This window comes from Cellulomonas sp. T2.31MG-18 (assembly GCF_964266755.1).
Taxonomy (GTDB): domain Bacteria; phylum Actinomycetota; class Actinomycetes; order Actinomycetales; family Cellulomonadaceae; genus Cellulomonas.
In genome coordinates this window covers 374,108-392,349 of the sequence record NZ_CAXWGW010000002.1, presented here as the reverse complement: position 1 = coordinate 392,349, position 18,242 = coordinate 374,108, and the positions used below count along the sequence as shown (strand labels likewise).

At 75.4% G+C, this 18,242-nt stretch carries 13 protein-coding genes; 6 read left to right on the top strand and 7 right to left on the bottom strand.

Going from position 1 to position 18,242, the window contains the following annotated elements; translation table 11 throughout:
• Positions 1-77 precede the first annotated feature (77 nt).
• On the top strand, positions 78-611 hold the full coding sequence (locus ACFQTY_RS09705; RefSeq protein ID WP_378099809.1) for a CAP domain-containing protein: 534 nt from the start codon (positions 78-80) through the stop codon (positions 609-611).
• Positions 612-622: 11 nt separating this feature from the next.
• Here ACFQTY_RS09705 and ACFQTY_RS09700 read toward each other — a convergent pair whose 3' ends face one another.
• Both ACFQTY_RS09700 and ACFQTY_RS09695 read right to left on the bottom strand, forming a co-directional pair.
• Complete coding sequence (locus ACFQTY_RS09700) at positions 623-1,948, bottom strand: UDP-glucose dehydrogenase family protein (protein ID WP_378099807.1); 1,326 nt, start codon at positions 1,946-1,948, stop codon at positions 623-625.
• A 239-nt stretch (positions 1,949-2,187) separates the two neighbouring features.
• Complete coding sequence (locus tag ACFQTY_RS09695; RefSeq protein ID WP_378099805.1) at positions 2,188-3,654, bottom strand: NCS2 family permease; 1,467 nt, start codon at positions 3,652-3,654, stop codon at positions 2,188-2,190.
• Between the two features lie 94 nt (positions 3,655-3,748).
• Between ACFQTY_RS09695 and ACFQTY_RS09690 the strand changes: the two genes are divergently transcribed.
• Positions 3,749-4,012 carry a DUF2530 domain-containing protein gene (locus tag ACFQTY_RS09690; protein WP_378099803.1) on the top strand — a complete coding sequence of 88 codons (264 nt, stop codon included), beginning with the start codon at positions 3,749-3,751 and terminating at the stop codon, positions 4,010-4,012.
• A gap of 26 nt (positions 4,013-4,038) precedes the next feature.
• Here ACFQTY_RS09690 and ACFQTY_RS09685 read toward each other — a convergent pair whose 3' ends face one another.
• The 3 genes from ACFQTY_RS09685 to ACFQTY_RS09675 are packed head-to-tail and all read right to left on the bottom strand — an operon-like array spanning position 4,039 to position 8,537.
• Positions 4,039-7,170: a sacsin N-terminal ATP-binding-like domain-containing protein gene (locus tag ACFQTY_RS09685; protein ID WP_378099801.1), complete on the bottom strand. Its 3,132-nt coding sequence runs from the start codon at positions 7,168-7,170 to the stop codon at positions 4,039-4,041.
• Positions 7,171-7,189: 19 nt separating this feature from the next.
• Positions 7,190-8,152 carry a DUF3027 domain-containing protein gene (locus ACFQTY_RS09680; RefSeq protein WP_378099799.1) on the bottom strand — a complete coding sequence of 321 codons (963 nt, stop codon included), beginning with the start codon at positions 8,150-8,152 and terminating at the stop codon, positions 7,190-7,192.
• A 1-nt stretch (position 8,153) separates the two neighbouring features.
• A complete protein-coding gene (locus tag ACFQTY_RS09675; RefSeq protein WP_263731584.1) occupies positions 8,154-8,537 on the bottom strand; it encodes a cold-shock protein in 384 nt (127 codons plus the stop codon).
• Between the two features lie 139 nt (positions 8,538-8,676).
• Between ACFQTY_RS09675 and ACFQTY_RS09670 the strand changes: the two genes are divergently transcribed.
• Entirely contained in the window at positions 8,677-9,045 is a 369-nt protein-coding gene (locus ACFQTY_RS09670) for a TraR/DksA family transcriptional regulator (RefSeq protein WP_378099796.1), read from the top strand.
• A gap of 13 nt (positions 9,046-9,058) precedes the next feature.
• Here ACFQTY_RS09670 and ACFQTY_RS09665 read toward each other — a convergent pair whose 3' ends face one another.
• On the bottom strand, positions 9,059-10,276 hold the full coding sequence (locus tag ACFQTY_RS09665) for a M20 family metallopeptidase (RefSeq protein WP_378099794.1): 1,218 nt from the start codon (positions 10,274-10,276) through the stop codon (positions 9,059-9,061).
• Positions 10,273-11,604, bottom strand: a complete 1,332-nt coding sequence (locus ACFQTY_RS09660) for an MFS transporter (protein ID WP_378099792.1) — start codon at positions 11,602-11,604, stop codon at positions 10,273-10,275. The genes ACFQTY_RS09665 and ACFQTY_RS09660 overlap by 4 nt, the downstream gene beginning before the upstream one ends.
• Before the next feature lie 173 nt (positions 11,605-11,777).
• Between ACFQTY_RS09660 and ACFQTY_RS09655 the strand changes: the two genes are divergently transcribed.
• From ACFQTY_RS09655 to ACFQTY_RS09645, 3 genes are all read left to right on the top strand, one after another.
• Entirely contained in the window at positions 11,778-14,342 is a 2,565-nt protein-coding gene (locus ACFQTY_RS09655) for a helicase-associated domain-containing protein (RefSeq protein WP_378099790.1), read from the top strand.
• Positions 14,339-15,994, top strand: coding sequence for a DNA repair helicase XPB (locus ACFQTY_RS09650; protein ID WP_378099788.1), 1,656 nt, complete (start codon positions 14,339-14,341; stop codon positions 15,992-15,994). The genes ACFQTY_RS09655 and ACFQTY_RS09650 overlap by 4 nt, the downstream gene beginning before the upstream one ends.
• 136 nt (positions 15,995-16,130) lie before the next feature.
• Positions 16,131-18,185: a TPM domain-containing protein gene (locus tag ACFQTY_RS09645; RefSeq protein WP_378099786.1), complete on the top strand. Its 2,055-nt coding sequence runs from the start codon at positions 16,131-16,133 to the stop codon at positions 18,183-18,185.
• Positions 18,186-18,242 lie beyond the last annotated feature (57 nt).

The following is an 18,242-nucleotide window of genomic DNA, read 5'->3' as shown; positions in this document are numbered from 1 at the left end:
GTTAGTCTATCTCATTACCTGTGCGAACGACTTTTCGGTCGGCGCGCAGCCCGCGAGGCGCTGCGTACGCTGACCGCGTGGCCGCCCCTCCCCCGGCGCTGCGTCGCGTCCGCGGAGCGACGACGCTCACGATCGCCCTGGCGGTGGCCGGTGCCCTCGTGCTGGTCGGCTGGGTGCTGGCACATCCCGCCGGGGACGCCGCGCTGCCGTGGACCCGGACGCCGCTGTCCCAGGCGTCCACCGACCCCGACGCCTACGCCGCCCAGCTCCGCGCCGCCGTGGACGAGCAGCGCCGGCACGCCGGCTTGGCGCCGCTCGCCGACGCCACGTGCGCCCGCGCTGCAGCCGAGCAGCGCGCCGACCTGCTGATCGGGCAGCGGCTGGAGCACGCGCCGCTCGACGACGTGCGGCAGGCCTGCCCGCAGGCGGTCGCGGTGCGGGAGAACCTCAGCCGTGCCGCCGAGCGCCCGGTCGCCGTGGTGACCACCTGGATGGCGTCCACACGGCAGCGTGCGGACATCCTCGACCGGACGATCACGGGGACCGCCGTGGCCTGCACGCACGACGGCGACCAGATGCTCTGCGTCCAGCTGCTGCTCGGCGGGAGCTGAGCAGCAGCCGGTCAGGGCCTGCCGAGCGCCCGGTAGGTCCAGCCCGCCGCGCGCCACCGCGCGGGGTCCAGCACGTTCCGCCCGTCGAGGATCCGCTTGTGCGCCACCACCGCACCGAGCTCGTCCGGGTCGAGGTCGCGGTACTCCGCCCACTCCGTCGCCAGCAGCACCACGTCGGCCTCGGCGGCCGCCTCGAGCGGGTCGGCGGCGAACCGCAGGTCCGGCCACTTGGCCCGGGCGTTCTCGATGGCCTGCGGGTCGGTCACGGTGACGTGCGCACCCTGCAGCTGCATCTGCGCCGCGACGCTCAGCGCCGGTGAGTCCCGCACGTCGTCGGAGTCGGGCTTGAAGGCGGCACCCAGCACCGCGACCGTCCGGCCGACGATCGAGCCGTGGCAGACCTCGCGTGCGAGGTCCACCACGCGCACCCGGCGGCGCATGTTGATCGAGTCGATCTCGCGGAGGAAGCCCAGCGCGTCGGACACGCCCAGCTCACCGGCGCGCGCCATGAAGGCACGGATGTCCTTGGGCAGGCAGCCACCGCCGAAGCCGAGGCCTGCGTTGAGGAACTTCCGGCCGATCCGGGGGTCGTAGCCGATCGCGTCGGCCAGCCGAGTGACGTCGGCACCCGTCGCCTCGCACAGCTCGGCCATCGCGTTGATGAAGCTGATCTTGGTGGCGAGGAACGAGTTGGCCGCCACCTTGACCAGCTGGGCGGTGGCCAGGTCGGTCACCACCAGCGGGGTGCCGTCCGCCAGGGGCTTCGCGTAGACCTCGTCGAGCACCGCGCGCGCCTTCTCCCCCGCGGCGGTGGCGACGCCCTCGTCGTCCGTCGGCAGGCCGTAGACCAGGCGGTCCGGGTGCAGCGTGTCCTGCACCGCGAAACCCTCCCGCAGGAACTCCGGGTTCCAGACGAGCACGGCGCCGGACGGTGCCAGCACGCGAGCCACCCGTTCCGCGGTCCCGACGGGGACCGTGGACTTGCCGGCGACCACGTCGCCCGCCCGCAGGTAGGGCGCCAGCGCGGTGACGGCGGCGTCGACGTAGGTGAGGTCGGCCCGGAACTCGCCGTGCATCTGCGGCGTGCCCACGCAGATGAAGTGCACGTCGGCGCCGGACGCGTCGGACATCGACGTGCTGAACGTCAGCCTGCCCGTGCCCTCCGCCTGCGCGAGCAGCTCGGGCAGACCGGGCTCGAAGAAGGGTGCGCGACCGGCCCGCAGCGCCTCGACCTTGGCCTCGTCGACGTCGATGCCCACCACCTCGTGGCCGAGCACGGTCATGCACGCGGCGTGCACCGCGCCCAGGTAGCCGCAGCCGATGACACTGATGCGCACGCCGGTCTCCTTGCTCGTCAGGGGCTCCTCACCCTAACCAGCGGGCTGTCGGCCGCATCGCGGGAAAGCGGGCGAAACGCCCCGGCGCGCAGTGGCACGACGGGGTGGCACGACGGGGTGGCACGACGGGGCGGCACGACGCGGCGGCACGACGCGGCGGCACCACGGCACCCGGACGGCGAGACGCCACGGGCCGGACCCCCTCGAGGGAGTCCGGCCCGTGGGTGGAGCAGGTGCGGTCAGCCGATCCAGGTCTGGAGCGGCCCGCGGATGAAGTACAGGACGAACAGCACCGTGATCAGCCACATCAGCGGGTGGATCTTGCGGGCCTTGCCCACCACCGCCTGCAGGATCACGTACATGATCACGCCCGCGCCGATGCCCGCGGTGATCGAGTAGGTGAACGGCATCAGGATCATCGTGAAGAACGCCGGGATGGCGACCTCGAAGGACTTCCAGTCGATGTCGAGCACCTGCGTCACCATGAGGAAGCCGACGACGACGAGCGCCGGGGCGGCAGCCTCCGACGGGATAACCGCGACCAGGGGCGCGAGGAACGTCGACAGCAGGAACGCGATGCCGGTGACGATCGCCGCCAGCCCGGTGCGTGCACCGTCACCGACGCCGGACGCCGACTCGATGTAGGCCGTGTTGCTCGAGACGCCGCCCATGCCACCGGCGACGGCGGCGAGGGAGTCGACGATCAGGATCTCGCGGGTCTTCGGCGGGTTGCCGTTCTCGTCGTTCAGGCCGGCCTCCGCGCCGATGGCCACCATCGTGCCCATGGTGTCGAAGAAGTCAGACAGCAGCAGGGAGAACACCAGGACGATCGCCGTGATGGCGCCGATCTTGGTGAACGCCCCGAACAGCGAGAAGTGGCCCAGCAGCGAGAAGTTGGGCGCGTCGACGATCGTCTTGGGGAACGACGGGACCGTCGACTTCCAGCCGCCGGGGTTCTTGTCGGTGCCGAAGCCGAGCTTGGCGACGGCCTCGACGACGATCGCCAGCACCGTGGTGCCGAGGATCGAGATGAGGATGGCGCCGCGCACCTTCTTCACCAGCAGGATCACCATCGCCACCAGGCCGATGACGAACACCAGGACCGGCCACGTCGACAGGGAGCCGAACTGGCCGAGCTCCACGGGGGTGGCCGCACCCGGCGGGACGCGGACGAAGCCGGAGTCCACGACGCCGATGAAGGCGATGAACAGGCCGATGCCCACGCTGATGGCCGTCTTCAGCCACGTCGGCACCGCGTTGAACACGGCCTGCCGGAACCCGGTGAGCACCAGGACCGTGATGATGATGCCCTCGAGGACGACGATGCCCATCGCGTCCTGCCAGGCCATCTTCGGCAGCACCGCGATGGAGAAGGCCACCACGGCGTTGATGCCGAGGCCCGTGGCCAGGGCCAGCGGGAAGTTGGCCCACACGCCCATGAGGATGGTCATGACGCCGGCCACCAGGGCCGTCGTCGCCGCGATGGTGGCCGGAGCGGCCAGTGCCTGACCCGTGGCGTCCTTGCCACCGAGGATGATCGGGTTGAGCACGATGATGTAGGCCATCGTGAAGAAGGTCACCAGACCGCCGCGGATCTCGGTGCCGATGGTCGAGCCGCGCTCCGTGATGTGGAAGAAGCGGTCGAGGGGGTTGAGGGGCTTCTCGCTACGCGTCGGCGCCTCGTCGGTGGTACGGGGGGATGCCATGGGCGAAGTGTGGCAGAAGTGTGCGCACCGTCCCGTGGGTGTCCGAGAGGGTTCACGCAGCCGTAACACGAGCACGGCGGCATAGGGTCGGACGGTGCCGACCGAGCAGCCCGCGCAGCCTGTGCACCCGTCGGCGCCGACCCGGCCGCTCGAGGTGGACCTCGCCCGGGTGGCGCTCGGCGGGATGGTGCTGTGGGCGGCCGGGCTGCTGGTCACCCTCGTGCTCGCCGTCCTCGGGCGCACCGGGTGGACGCCGGTCGCAGTGTGCGTCACGGGGCTGGTGCTCGGCGTGGCCGGCCGGGCGTGGGCCGGGCGGCACGACGCGCTGGGCCGGCGGATGCGGCGCGAGCAGGGCTGATCCGGCCGGGCGGAGGGCCCCGGTCGTCAGGCCGGGTCCGACTCCGACGCCTCGCCGAGGCGCACCTCGGCCGCCCGTCCCGGTTCGGTCAGCACGGTCTCCAGCGCCCATCGCCGTGACCACCGGCCGCTGGCCTGCGCCAGCGCGGCGGCCAGACCGGCCAGCGTGGTCGCGTGCAGACCGCCGTCGGCGTCCACCCACCAGTCCACCGCCGCACCGTCGACGCGCAGGTCCTCGTGCTCCCACCACGTGGTGGGCCCGTCCACCAGCGCCCGCGCCGCGACGGGGACGGGCTGCTCGACCGCGTCGTCCCGGTCCACGTCCCCGGGGGTCAGGTCCGAGGCGAGCGGCAGGTCCAGCAGGCCGGCCAGCGCCAGGGCCTGGGTCGGCGGGACCGGGACCATCGCGGCGACGTCCACCCGCTGCAGCCACTGCGGCGAGTCCGCCACGGCGGCGTCCTCGACGTGGACGGCCGCCACCCGGTCGGCCGCCACCAGTGCCGGCACCCGTTCCGGTGCCACGGGCGGCCCGTCGGCCTCGGCGAGTGCCGCGAGCGCCCGCCACACCGCCACGGCGACCGCCGGGTCGACCCCACGACCGCTCGGCAGGCCGTCGAGCACCGTCACCCAGCCGTCGGCGTCGAGCTCGGCGAGGGCGGCCACCCCGCCGAGCACGCGGAGCACGGCGGTGTCCACCTCGGCCAGCGCCTCCGGGACCGGTGGGAGCAGCGTGCGCACCGCGTCCTCGACCGCGGTGGCCGACGGTGCCGACGGTCCGGTGCCGTCCGGCTCGAGGCTCGTCGCCGCCGTGCCCTCGTCGGCGCCCGACGGCAGCGCGAACGGGCCGCCGGTTACCAGCCCGCTGCGCGTCCGCAGCCACCAGGCGGTGTAGGGCTCTGCGCGGCGGCCGTGCTCGTCCCGCACCGGGTCGAGCAGCGCCGCGCGCAGCGCCGGTTCGCCGGCGAGGCGGTCCAGCACCGCCGGCCAGGAGTCGTCGGCGACCGCGTCGAGATCGGCCACGGCCACCAGGTCGCCCACGTACGCGCCCGGACCCAGGTTCTCGCCCAGGTGCGCGAGGTAGTCGGGCCAGGCGTCCAGCGACTGGGCGGCGAGGGTCGCCGCGTCCGTCGCCTCGGGGTCGAGCGCGGCGGGATCGGCCAGCACGCCGTCGACCGGGACCAGCACCAGGTCGGCACGGACACCGACCGCGGTGAGGACCTCCGCGCCCCAGCGCTCGACCGTCGCCACGGCGACCGGGGCCAGCACGCGGTCGTCGAGCAGGCGCGCCGCCGTCGAGCCCGGCAGCACCAGGCCGTGGGCGGGGGTCGGCTCACCGTCGGCGGCGGGCAGCGTCAGCAGGCCGAGCCACGGGGCCGTCGGCGGGCGGCCACCGTCGGCCAGCACCGCGCCGACCAGGTCGAGCACGGCGTCGGTCACCTCGTCCGCGACGTCGAGGTCGTCGTCGTCGGCCTGCGCCAGCACCGCCAGCCGAACGGCGTCGTGCGCCAGGAGACCTGCCAGGTCCGGCGCGGCGGCGCCGAGGCGCTCGAGCAGCGGATGCGCAGCGGCGGGATCCACCACGCGCAGGCCCCAGCGCGCCAGCGACTCCAGCGTGGTCGGCTCCAGCCGGTCGGCCGCCCCGGCGGGCAGCAGCACCGCACCGCGGGCGCCCCGCACGACTCGCCCGTCGGCCAGCGGCACCGGCAGCCCTGCGAGCGCCTCCCGCGTCCGGCCGTCCGACGCCACGGCGTCCAGGCCGGTGTACACCGCCGCCCAGTCGGCGTCGCGCAGCGCCGGTAGCCCCTCGACCAGGTCGGACAGCGGCACGACGTCCACACCGAGGGTCCGCGCCTGGGCCGCCAGCCCGACGGGCACGGTCACCAGGCCGGGCACCAGCCGCCCGAGCGCCGTCTCCACGCCCGGCGGCCCGTCGACCGCGACGGCGGAGTCCGGCGCCACCAGTCGCGTGCCACCCGCCGAACGCAGCAGCGGGGTGCCGGTCAGCCGGGCCACCAGGTGCTGGTGCAGGCCGGAGTCGAGCGCACCGGCGGGCAGGCCGACCGGTACCAGCGCCAGCGGCTCGTGACCGTCCTGCGCGAGCAGCTCGGCGAGCCGGGCGTAGGCGTCGGCGGCGTGCTCGAGGACCGCGTCGGCGAGCGGCCCCAGCGCGACGTGCCGACGGGTCGGGTCCAGCGGCAGGGTGGCGACCAGCAGCGCCGGCACGGTGATCGGATCGTCCGTCGCGGTCGGTGCATGCACCACGTGCCGCCATGTCACCGACCGCTGCGGACCGCCGGAGCCGGCGGCGCGCGGCACCCCCCACGTCACCCGCCACGACCGTGCCGACCGCTCCTCGACCGGCCGGTCGGCCACCAGCGCGAGCGGCACCTCGCCCTCGGCGCTCGACAGCACCCACCGGTCCGTCACGTCCGCGATGCGCCGCGGGGCGGCGTCCGGCACCTCGACGAGGATCTCGACGAGCCCCGGCAGGGCGATCAGCAGGGCGTCGTCCACCTCGTCCAGCCGGCCACGCACCTCGTCGGCCGCGACCTCGTCACGCAGGTGCAGCACCACCGCCGTGTCGTAGCCGAGCGGCGGACGGCCCTCCGCCGGCCACGGCAGCCGCAGCGCGGGCAGCGACCCGTCCCGACGACGGACCTCCTGCGCCAGCTCGGGCAGCGCCTGCGCCGCGGTGGTCAGCGCCGAGCGCGTGTCGGCCAACGAGAACCGGACGCCGCCGCTGGTGGACAGCACGTCCACGTCGTCGGACACCGCCCGCACCGCGGCGAATCCCACACCGAACCGTCCGACCACCCCGGTGTGCGCGAGACCGGCCTCCGGACGTTTGGCCGACGCGCGCATCGAGGACAGGGACGCGACACCGGCGGCGTCCAGCGGAGCGCCCGTGTTGGCCGCGACCAGCACCGCCGTGCCGTCGTCCGCGTGGTCGAGCCGCAGCAGCAGCCGGCCCGGCACGCCCGCGCGCGTCGCGGCGTCCGCCGCGTTCTGCGCCAGCTCGACGACGACGCGGTCGCGGTAGTAGCCGCGGGCGTGGTCCTCCTCGGTGTTGGCGTCCTCCCGCAGACGGGCCGGTGAGGAGCGCCACGCGCTGAGCACCGCCGCCCGCAGGCGCGCGGTGTCGAAGGCGTCGACGGTCATGACGAGGACGCCGGGGCGGTCAGGACTCGGGCTCGGTCACCGGCTCCGGGTCCGTGACGGGCTCGGGCGGCGTCGCCGGCTCGGGCTCCGTCTCCGGTTCCGGCTCGGTCACGGGTGCGGGCTCGGGCTCGGGCTCGGGCTCGGGCTCGGGCTCGGGCTCGGGCTCGGGCTCGGGCTCGGGGCCAGGCTCCGGCTCCGGCACGACCGCAGCCTGCGGCGCTGCGACGGGCGTGCGCACCAGCTCCATGACCTCGAGCGCCGACTCGTCGATGAGCGGGTCCGGCGCCGGCCACTCGCTCGGCGGCTGCTCCACATCCGTCTCCGAGTGGGCACCGCAGCCGTGGTCGAGGCTGACGACGCGCCCGTCGTCGGGCGACCACTCGTTGGCGCAGACGGCGAACACCTGACCGAGCGCACCCTGCACCGGCACCATGAACCCGCAGGTCGCGCAGGCTGCCGCCGAGGCGAGCGCACCCGGTGACGTCGGTCCGCGGCTGCCGCGGTACCACCGCTCGGCGGCCTCCTCGCGGCCCATCGGCGAGAGGACCCGCACGCGGGCCAGCGCCAGCTCGTCGATCGCGACGCCGTCCTGCTCGTCGTCACCCGTGGGAGTCCACCCGGGCTCCAGCCGCGGGTCGTCCGGCCGGAAGGGCAGCACGTCACCCGGGCCGACGTCGCCGGGACGCAGCCGCTGCGACCACGGCACCCACGCCTTGGCCAGGATCGCGTCGGCACCCGGCAGGAGCTCCGCCTCGCACACCGTCGCCACCCGGCCGCGCGGCACGCGTGCCACGGTGACCGTCCACTCCCAGCCGCGGTAGCCGCGCGCCAGGCTGGCGAACCGGTGCGCGACGAGGCGTTCCGCCTCGTGCACCGCGCCGAGGTACTCGCCGACGTCTGCCGGGTCCTCCGCGAGCTCGACCGCGACCTCGCGCGCGAGGTCGACCGCGCGCTCGAGGACGGCGTCCTTGGTGGCCGCCACGTCAGGCCTCGAGGTCGTCGGCGACCGCCCGGAGCAGCTGCGCGTACTTCGTGGCGCGCTCCTTCTCGGGATAACGGCCGCGGCGCAGGTCGTTGCCGACCTTGTCGAGCACCTTGATCAGGTCCTCGACCACCACGGCCATCTCGTCGGCCGGCCGACGCCGGGCCTTGACCACGGACGGGACCGGGTCGAGCAGCGTCACGGACAGGGCCTGCGGGCCACGACGCCCGTCGGCCACGCCGAAGTCCACCTTGGTGCCGGGCTTGGGTGCGGTGACACCCGCGGGCAGCGCGGAGGCGTGCAGGAACACCTCACCGCCGTCATCGCTGGCGATGAAACCGAAACCACGCTCGGCGTCGAACCACTTGACCTTGCCGGTGGGCACGGAACACCCCTTGCCTCGTAAGAACACAGACGAGCTCAGGCTACCGGCCGCACCCCAGGGTTTTCGCCTGGGGCCGTGACCAGGCTCGCCGGAGCCGCCGGCACGGGCACCGACGGTGGCGGCGTGCTGTGCTGGGTCGATGAGCACGCCGACGGGTCGGGGCTGGTCCAGCGCCGAGGCGCGGGGTCGGCTGCTCGCGCTCCGCGGCGCCGTCGAGGCGCGGCTGGCCGGGGTGACGACGAGCCGGTCCGACGTGGTTGATGCCGCGCGCGGCGCGAACGTCGACGACGAGCACGACCCCGAAGGCGCGACGATCGCGTTCGAACGAGCGCAGCTCGAGGCGCTGGCCGGCGACGCCCGGGTCGCCCTGGCCGAGGTCGATGCCGCGCTGGCGCGGCTGGACGACGGCACCTACGGCATCTGCGCGGTCGGCGGTGAGCCGATCCAGGCCGAGCGGCTGGCCGTGCGGCCCACCGCCACGACGTGCGTGCAGCACGCCGGCCGCTGAGCGGCCCTACCCGTCAGCCCTGCGCCAGGCGGTCCATCGCCAGCGCGGCCAGGATCGCCGGGCCGACGGCGAGCGCCGCGTCGTCGAACCGGGCCTGCGGCGAGTGGTTGTAGGGAGCCGTCACCGGGTCGACGCCGCGGGGTGTCGCGCCCAGGCCGAGGAACGCCCCCGGCACCTGCTCCAGCACGTAGGAGAAGTCCTCCGACCCCGGGATGGGCTGCGGTGCGACCGCGAACCCGGCATCGCCGACCAGCCCGCGCGCCAGCTCGGACGCCCGGTCGAACTCCAGCGGGTCGTTGATGGTCACCGGGTAGCCGGCCAGCCACTCGACGCGTGCGGTCATGCCGTGCGCGGCGGCCACGTGCTCGCACAGCCGCCGGATCGACTCCTCGGCACGCGCGCGGCTGACGGTGGAGAAGGAGCGCACGGTCGCCGCGATCGTCGCCGTGTCGGGGATGACGTTGTTCACCATGCCGGCCTCGAGGCGACCGACGCTGAGCACCACCGGGTCGAACACGTCGAACTGCCGGGTCACCATCGCCTGCAGGCCCAGCACCAGCTCGGCGGCGACGGGCACCGGATCGGCGGCCAGGTGCGGCATCGAGCCGTGACCGCCGCGGCCCAGCACGGTGATCCGGACCTCGTCGGCGGCCGCCAGGATCGGCCCGGGTCGGCTGACCAGCCCGCCCGCCGGCACCAACGACGCCATCACGTGCAGGCCGTAGGCGCCCACCACCCGCGGGCCCGCGGCGTCGAGCACGCCCTCCTCGATCATGATCCGCGCGCCGCCGTCGCCCTCCTCCCCCGGCTGGAACATCAGCACCACGCTCCCGGGGAGGTCCGCGCGGCGGGCGGCCAGCAGGCGTGCGGCCCCGACCAGGCCGGCGACGTGCAGGTCGTGGCCGCAGGCGTGCATCACCCCGGGATGCTGCGAGGTGAACTCCTCGCCGGTGTCCTCGGTCACCGGCAGCGCGTCCATGTCGCCGCGCAGCAGCACCGCCGGGCCCGGACGGCCGCCACGCAGCACCGCCACCACGGAGTCGAGGGCCGTGCCGGTGGTGATCTCCAGGTCAAGGCCGGCGAGCGCGTCGAGCACCAGCTGCTGCGTCTTCGGCAGGCGCAGCCCCAGCTCGGGGACGCGGTGCAGGGAGTGCCGCAGCGCGACGACGTCCGGCAGCTGGGCGGCCGCCTCGGTGCGCAGGGTGGTGAGGGTGGTCCTGTCGAGGGTCATGCCAGCTCCTCCGTCGTCGTCACCGGTGCCGTCGTCGGGCGCTGCTCCGCGCGCTCCCGCGCGAGCGTGCCCGCCAACGTGTCCACCGGGTACATCAGCCGCTCGTGCACCAGCCAGGAGCCGACCGCCGAGAGGGTCAGCCCGATCCCGGCGTACACCGGAACCCAGCCCAACGCGCCGTGGTCGATCAACCACTCGGCGACGTACAGGAACGTGCCGCCGAACAGGGCGATCGCGGTGCCGGCCGGCACGCCGAGCGCGACCGCCCGGATCGGCACGGGGAACAGCCGCGCGCCCGCCACCGGGGTCACACCCAGCTGAAGCCCGACCCCGGCCGTGAAGAGAGGTCCAGCCACGGCGTAGGGGACCCAGCCGTGGGCCAGCCCGAGCATGAGGGGCACGACGAGCACCGCGGCGGCCGTGAACCCGGCGCGGATCACGGGTAGCGGGCCGAACCGGTCGGCGAGGAACCCCGACGCGATCATCGCCAGCACCAGCGCCACCAGGGCGATGGGCTGCACGGCCGTGGCCTGGTCGGCCGTGTACCGGCCCGTGTGCTGAGCGAACTCCGGCAGGTACACCGATCCGAAGTAGACGCCCATGGTCGAGCCGATGGTGAGCATGAAGGCCAGCAGCATCCGCCCGCGGTGTGCCCGCAGCAGGGGACGCACCGGCACGGGGCCGGCGGCGCGGGCCTGCTCGAACACGGGCGTCTCCGGCACGCCGGTGCGGATCCACAGCGCCAGCAGCCCGCACGCGGCGGCCACGCCGAAGGCGATCCGCCACCCACCCGACTGCACGCCGGACACGCCGAGCGCCCCGACCAGCACCGCCAGCACGATGGTGCCGGCGAGCGTGCCGAACGCGTCACCGGAGTAGGCGAAGGCGCCGTAGCGGTGCCGCCGCTCGGGCGGTGCGGACTCGACGACGAAGGTCGCGGCGGTGGCCACCTCACCGCCCATCGCGATGCCCTGCAGCAGCCGGGCGGCGACGACGATCACCGCGGACCACGCACCGATCGCCGCGTGGGTGGGCACCAGCGCGATGACCGCCGAGCCGAGGGCGATCAGGGACACCGACGCGAGCAGACCCGCACGCCGGCCCCGGGTGTCCGTGATCCGCCCCATGAGGAAGGACCCGAGCGGGCGGGCGACGAACCCGGCCGCGAAGACGAGATAGGCCCCGAGCACCTGTGTCACGCGGTCGGCGCCCGGGAACACCTGGCCGGCGAAGTACGGCGCCAGCAACCCGTAGATGGTCCAGTCCAGCGACTCGACGAAGATCCCGGCGGTGCTGGCCACCACCACCCGCGTACGGCTCGCCGCCATGACGTCCTCCCGTGCCCGACCCTGCGGCGGAGCGGACGTCCACCCGTCGCCGATCATGCTCGACGCCGGGCTCCGACGGCAGGGGGCAGGGCCGTCGAGCGGCGGGTCCGGCCCCGTCCCGCGGCGACGGCCGGCCGACGGCCGACCACCACGACGTGCGTATCGTGGTGCGGATGTCCACGTTCACCGACCAGCTGCGCGCGCGCACCGACGACGAGCTCGTCACGCTGCTGCGCCTGCGGCCGGACCTGGGCAGCCCGTCACCGGCGACACTGGCGTCGCTGGCCGTGCGGGCCACCTCGCGCATGAGCCTGGAACGGGCGCTCGCCGCCGTCGACGCCGCGGTGCTGCAGGCGCTCGAGGCGGTCGTCGCGCTGGCGGCCGAGGAGCCGCCGACGCGGGACGAGGTGCTCACGGCGGTCGCGGGGCCGGCGGTCGCCTCATCGGTCGCGGGTCCGGCGCCGGCCGGGTCGGCTGTCACCGACGGTACGGAGGACGTCGTCGCGCCCGACTCCACCGCCTCCGCAGCGGCCGACCGCGCGCTCGTCGGACGCGCCCTGGACGACGCCGTCGCGCGCGCGCTCGTCTGGACCGACGACGCCGGCCGCCTGCACCCGAGCCCCGGGCTCGCCGAGGTGCTCGGTCCCTACCCCGCGGGCCTCGCCGCTCCCGCGGTGACGCCCACCCGTCCCGGCGTGCCTCCGCCGCCGGCGGACGTGCACGCGCTGCTCGCCGAGGCACCGGCCGGAGCACGCGCCGTCCTCGAGGCACTGACGTGGGGACCTCCGGTCGGGATCGCCCCCGAACCGTCGACGGCGGCGGGCCGCACCGTCGCGTGGCTGGTGCGGCGGGGCGCCCTCCGGGCGACGGACGCCCGGCACGTCGTCCTGCCGCGCACCGTCGCCCTCGCGCTGCGCGGCGGTCGGACGCACCCGGAGGTCGCGCGGGAGCCGATGCCCTCGGTGGGCCGCCGCTGGCCGGCGTCCCTGGTCGGAGCGGAGTCGGCAGCGGCCGCGGAGCGGACGGTGCGCCTGGTCGGGGCGCTGGTCGACGCGTGGGGCCGCACGCCCCCGGCGGTGCTGCGCGCCGGTGGCCTCGGCGTGCGCGACCTGCGTCGGCTGGCGCAGCGGCTCGAGGTGGACGAGGACGAGGCGGCGTTCGTCGCCGAGCTGGCGGCCGCGGCCGGCCTGGTGGTGGACGACGGCGGCGACCCACCGGCGTTCGTGCCGACCGACCTCGTCGACGGCTGGGCGGCGCGCAGCCTGCCCGAGCGGTGGGCCGCGCTCGCCACGGCCTGGCGGGACACGATGCGCACGCCGTGGCTGGTGGGGACCCGCGACGACCGTGGCGCCGTCCGGTCGGCCCTGGACCCCGAGCTGCACCGCCGGTGGGCGCCGCGCGTGCGGCGAACGGTGCTCGAGGTGCTGGCGTCGGCCCCGGAGGGGCTCGGTCCGGGCGCGGGCGGGGTGCTCGACGTGCTCCGCTGGCGGGCGCCGCGGTCGGTGCCCCCCGAGGCGGTGGTCCGCGGGCTGCTGACCGAGGCGGCGCGCCTGGGTGTCACCGGTGCCGGTGCGCTGTCCCCGGCGGGGCGGGCGCTGCTGACCGAGGACCCCGCGGCGCCGGCCGCCGCCCTCACCGCCGACCTGCCGGAGACGGTGGACGAGCTGGTGCTCCAGGCGGACCTGACCGGCATCGTGCCGGGACGGCCGTCGCCGAACCTCGAGGCACTGCTGGCCCGGACGGCGACCGTGGAGTCCCGCGGGGGCGCGCTGACCGTCCGATTCACCCCCGAGTCGCTGCGCGTGGGGCTGGACGCCGGCGCGACGGCCGACGACCTGCTCCGCGAGCTGGCCGCGGTGTCCCGCGGGCACGTGCCGCAGCCCCTGGAGTACCTGGTGCGGGACGCGGCCCGCCGGCACGGCCGCCTGCGGGCGGGCGCGGCGCTGGCCTACCTGCGCGCCGACGACCCCGCGCTGCTGGCAGGTCTGCCGGACGACCCCCGGTTCGCCTCGCTCGGCCTGGTGCTGCTGGCGCCGACCGTGCTCGCCGCGTCCGTGCCGCCCGCCGAGCTGGTGGAGGCGCTGCGCGAACGTGGGCTCGCGCCGGTGCTCGAGGGGCCGGACGGCTCCGTCGTGCACGCGCAGGCCGCACCGCTGCGGGTGCGGGTGCGGCCGTCGCGCGCGCAGGCGCAGCCGGCGTCCGACGACGAGCATTCGGCCCTCGCCCGCGCGACCGCCCTGGTCCCACGCCTGCGGAGGGCCGAGGAGGCCGTCCCGCAGCTCGCCGCCGACCTGCCGGCGCTCGAGCCGGCGAGCCCGGAGGTCGCCGCACCGCCGGCGCCGGCAGCGGGTGCGGCGAGGCCCGACGAGCCCGAGGCCGGCACCGCCGCACCGGTGCACGTGCGGACCGCCGCGCCGGTACCGGACCGCGCGGACGTGCCCGATGGAACAGCCGACCCGGCGCTGGCGTTGCTGCTGCTGCGCGAGGCGGCCGACGAGCGCACCCCGGTGTGGGTGGAGCTGGTCGGCGCCCGTGGCGAGCTGGACCGCCGGCTGCTGGTCCCGGTTCGGGTCGACGGGGGGCGCCTGCGCGCCGTGGACCCCGCCCGTGAGGCCGAGCTGACCGTGGCGGTGCACCGGATCGCCTCGGTGCACCGCGCCCGGCCGTCGGCCGCGCAGCACGCACCCGACGCAGCACCAGAAGCGGCACCCGAAGCCGCACCCGAAGGAGCGCAGTGACAGACGGCCCCCTGATCGTGCAGAGCGACAAGACGCTGCTGCTCGAGGTCGACCACGACCTCGCCGACGCCTGCCGTCGGGCCATCGCCCCGTTCGCGGAGCTGGAGCGCGCGCCGGAGCACGTGCACACCTACCGGCTGACGCCGCTCGGCCTGTGGAACGCGCGGGCCGCGGGCCACGACGCCGAGCAGGTGATCGACACCCTGCTGCTGTACAGCCGCTACCCGGTGCCGCACGCGCTCCTGGTCGACGTCGCCGAGACGATGTCCCGCTACGGCCGCCTGCAGCTGGTGTCCGACCCGGTGCACGGCCTGGTGCTGCACGCCCTGGACCGGGCGGTGCTGGCGGAGGTGATGCGGTCCAAGCGGACCGCCGGCCTGTTCGGCGCCCGGCTGGACGAGACCGACGTGGTGGTGCACGCCTCCGAGCGGGGTCACCTCAAGCAGGTGCTGGTCAAGCTCGGCTGGCCGGCGGAGGACCTCGCGGGGTACGTCGACGGCGAGAAGCACGACATCGGGCTGCTGGAGGACGACTGGTCGCTGCGGCCGTACCAGCAGCAGGCGATCGACGGGTTCTTCCACGGCGGGTCCGGCGTGGTGGTGCTGCCCTGCGGTGCCGGCAAGACGCTGGTCGGTGCCGGCGCGATGGCCCGGTCGTCGACCACGACGCTGATCCTGGTCACCAACACGGTCAGTGCGCGGCAGTGGCGCGACGAGCTGGTGGCCCGCACCACGCTGACCGAGGACGAGATCGGCGAGTACTCCGGCTCCCGCAAGGAGATCCGGCCCGTCACCATCGCCACCTACCAGGTGCTCACCACCAAGCGGAAGGGCGTCTACAGCCACCTCGAGCTGCTCGACGCCCGCGACTGGGGCCTGATCGTCTACGACGAGGTGCACCTGCTCCCGGCCCCGGTGTTCCGGATGACGGCGGACCTGCAGGCCCGTCGCCGCCTCGGCCTCACCGCCACCCTGGTGCGCGAGGACGGCCGCGAGGACGAGGTGTTCTCCCTGATCGGCCCCAAGCGGTTCGACGCGCCGTGGAAGGACATCGAGTCCCAGGGCTACATCGCCCCCGCCCTGTGCACCGAGGTCCGGCTGACCCTCCCCGACCACGAGCGGATGACCTACGCCACCGCCGAGCCGGAGGACAAGTACCGCCTCGCGGCGACCGCCGGCGGCAAGAACGGCGTCGTCGACCGCATCGTGCGCCGGCACGCGGGTGAGCAGACGCTCGTCATCGGCCAGTACCTGGACCAGCTGCACGAGCTGGCCGAGCACCTGGACGCCCCGCTGATCACCGGCGAGACGACCGTCCGCGAGCGCCAGCGGCTGTTCGGCGCCTTCCGCACCGGCGAGCTGTCCACGCTCGTCGTCAGCAAGGTGGCCAACTTCTCCATCGACCTGCCGGAGGCGTCCGTCGCCATCCAGGTGTCGGGGTCGTTCGGGTCCCGCCAGGAGGAGGCCCAGCGCCTCGGCCGGATCATGCGGCCCAAGGGCGACGGGCGCACCGCGCACTTCTACGCGGTCGTGGCGCGGGACACCGTGGACCAGGAGTTCGCCGCCCACCGCCAGCGGTTCCTGGCGGAGCAGGGCTACTCCTACACGATCGTCGACGCCGAGGACCTGGACCAGGCGCCCGACCCGGCCTGACCCTGCCCCCCCATCCACCGGCCGACCACCCGGCCCGCACCGCCACGCCGGCCGCGTTCGCGACGGGTGGAACCGTCCGTACCGTGAACTCGTTGCGGCGGTCGGACCTGTGAGAAAGGATCGTGTGGTGCGCAGGGTGGCGGCAGTGCTGGCGCGGGCAGGTGCGGCGATCGCCCTGGTGGGCGGGGTGATCCTGGCCGGTGGGCTGCCGGCGAGCGCCGAGGCGCCACCGACCCTGTCCGGCGAGATCACCGACCACTCCGGCGTGCTCGGCAACGACACGGCGACGGTGCAGGCGGCGCTCGACCGCCTCGCGAAGGACACCCCGTACCAGCTGTACGTCGTGTTCGTCCCCGACTTCTCCGGCACCGACCCGCTGACCTGGACGCAGCAGGCCGCCAAGCAGTCCGGCCTCGGCTCGCAGGACTTCGTCCTCGCGGTCGCCACCAGCGCCCGGCGCTACATCCTGGCGCCGTCCTCGTCCGGCGCGATCACCAGCACCGAGGTGCAGCAGGTCGCCTCGAAGGTCGAGGACCAGCTGCGCACCGACAGCTGGGCCCAGGCGGCGGTCACCGCCGCGGACGGCCTGCGCAGCGCCGCCGGCAGCGGCGGCGCCAGCACCGGTACGACGACCACCAGCAACGCCGCCGGCACGTTCGGGGCCCTGCTGGTGGTGGGGCTGATCGTCATCGTGGTGATCGCGATCATCGCGGGTGTCGTCAGCCGCAACCGCCGCCGTGCCCTCGCGGGCCCCATGGCGGACACCGCCGGGTCGACGCGTGTGGCGACGGCGGCCGACGAGTACGCCCAGCTGCCGACCGCGGAGCTGGACCGCCGGTCCGCCTCCGCCCTGGTGGGGCTCGACGACGCCCTGCGGTCCTCCGAGCAGGAGCTCGGGTTCGCCCAGGCGGAGTTCGGCCCGGACGCCACCCGCGCGTTCGAGAAGGTGCTCGCGGACGGCAAGCAGCAGATCACCGAGGCGTTCCGGCTGCGCCAGACGCTGGACGACGACGTCCCGGACACCGAGGCGCAGGTGCGCGCCACCTCGGCGCAGATCCTGCGGCTGTGCGCGCAGGTGTCCGCCGCGCTGAACGCCCAGAAGGACGACTTCGACCGCCTGCGCGACCTCGAGGCGCACGTGGGCGACGCCCTCGACGGCCACGAGCGCGCCGTCGCCACGCTGCGGTCCCGCATCGAACCGACCCGCACCACCCTCGCCGCCCTGGCCTCGCGCTACCCGGCGTCCGCCCTCGCTTCCGTCACGGCCAACCCCGACCAGGCGGCCCACCTGCTCGACGACGTCACGGGGACGCTCGCGGCGGGCCGCCAGGCCCTAGCCTCGGGCGACCGCGGCGCGGCCGTCGGCTACGCCCGCGCGGCGCAGACGGCCCTGGACCAGGCGACCACGCTGCTCGACGCCGTCGACTCGGCCGGGAACGACCTGGCTGCCGCGGGTTCGCGCCTGGACGCCGCGATCGCGTCCATCACGGGCGACCTCTCCGATGCCGCCCGCCTGGCCCCCGGCGACCCCCGCGTCGCGCCGGCCGCCACCGAGGCGAGCGCCGCGGTCTCCTCAGCCCAGGCCGCCCGGGCCGGCGACGGTGACCCCTTGGCCGCGCTGCGCCGCATCGCGGCCGCCGAGGCCACGCTCGACGCCGCGCTCGCGCCCTCGCGGGAGCACGACGAGGCGAACCGCCGCGCGCTCGGCCTGCTGGACCAGACCCTCGGCCGCCTCGACTCCGCGCTGCGCGCCACCACCGACTACGTGGACACGCGCCGCGGTGCCGTCGGGCCCGAGGCCCGCACCCGCCTCGCGGAGGGTCAGCGGCTGCGTGACCAGGCCGTCGCCCAGCGCCAGACCGACGTCCAGGGCGCGCTGGCCACCGCCCAGCGCGCCGAGCAGCTGGTCGCGGAGGCCGGCCGGATCGCCCAGGACGACGTGCAGCGGTCCGACGACCAGCGCGGCGGCCCCTGGGGCGGCGGCCGCGGTGGCGGCGGGAACCTCGGCGGCATGATCCTCGGCGGCATCCTGATCGACTCGATCCTGCGCGGCGGAGGTGGCTGGGGCCACGGTGGTGGCGGCTGGGGCGGGGACGGAGGCGGCTGGGGCGGCGGCGGTGACGGCGGCGGCTTCGGCGGCGGTGGCTTCGGCGGTGGCTTCGGCGGCGGCGGGGACGGTGGGGGCTTCTGATCCTCGGCAGGTGGTGGCAGCGACGTGGCAGTGACCGGCACATCGGCAGCACGAGCG

Bases quoted from the DNA above. Each gene is read 5' to 3' on its own strand.
- ACFQTY_RS09670 (WP_378099796.1), top strand. From the start codon at position 8,677: ATGAGCACGCCGACGGGTCGGGGCTGGTCCAGCGCCGAGGCGCGGGGT.
- ACFQTY_RS09665 (WP_378099794.1), bottom strand. From the start codon at position 10,276: ATGACCCTCGACAGGACCACCCTCACCACCCTGCGCACCGAGGCGGCC.
- ACFQTY_RS09660 (WP_378099792.1), bottom strand. From the start codon at position 11,604: ATGGCGGCGAGCCGTACGCGGGTGGTGGTGGCCAGCACCGCCGGGATC.
- ACFQTY_RS09685 (WP_378099801.1), bottom strand. From the start codon at position 7,170: ATGACCGTCGACGCCTTCGACACCGCGCGCCTGCGGGCGGCGGTGCTC.
- ACFQTY_RS09695 (WP_378099805.1), bottom strand. From the start codon at position 3,654: ATGGCATCCCCCCGTACCACCGACGAGGCGCCGACGCGTAGCGAGAAG.
- ACFQTY_RS09655 (WP_378099790.1), top strand. From the start codon at position 11,778: ATGTCCACGTTCACCGACCAGCTGCGCGCGCGCACCGACGACGAGCTC.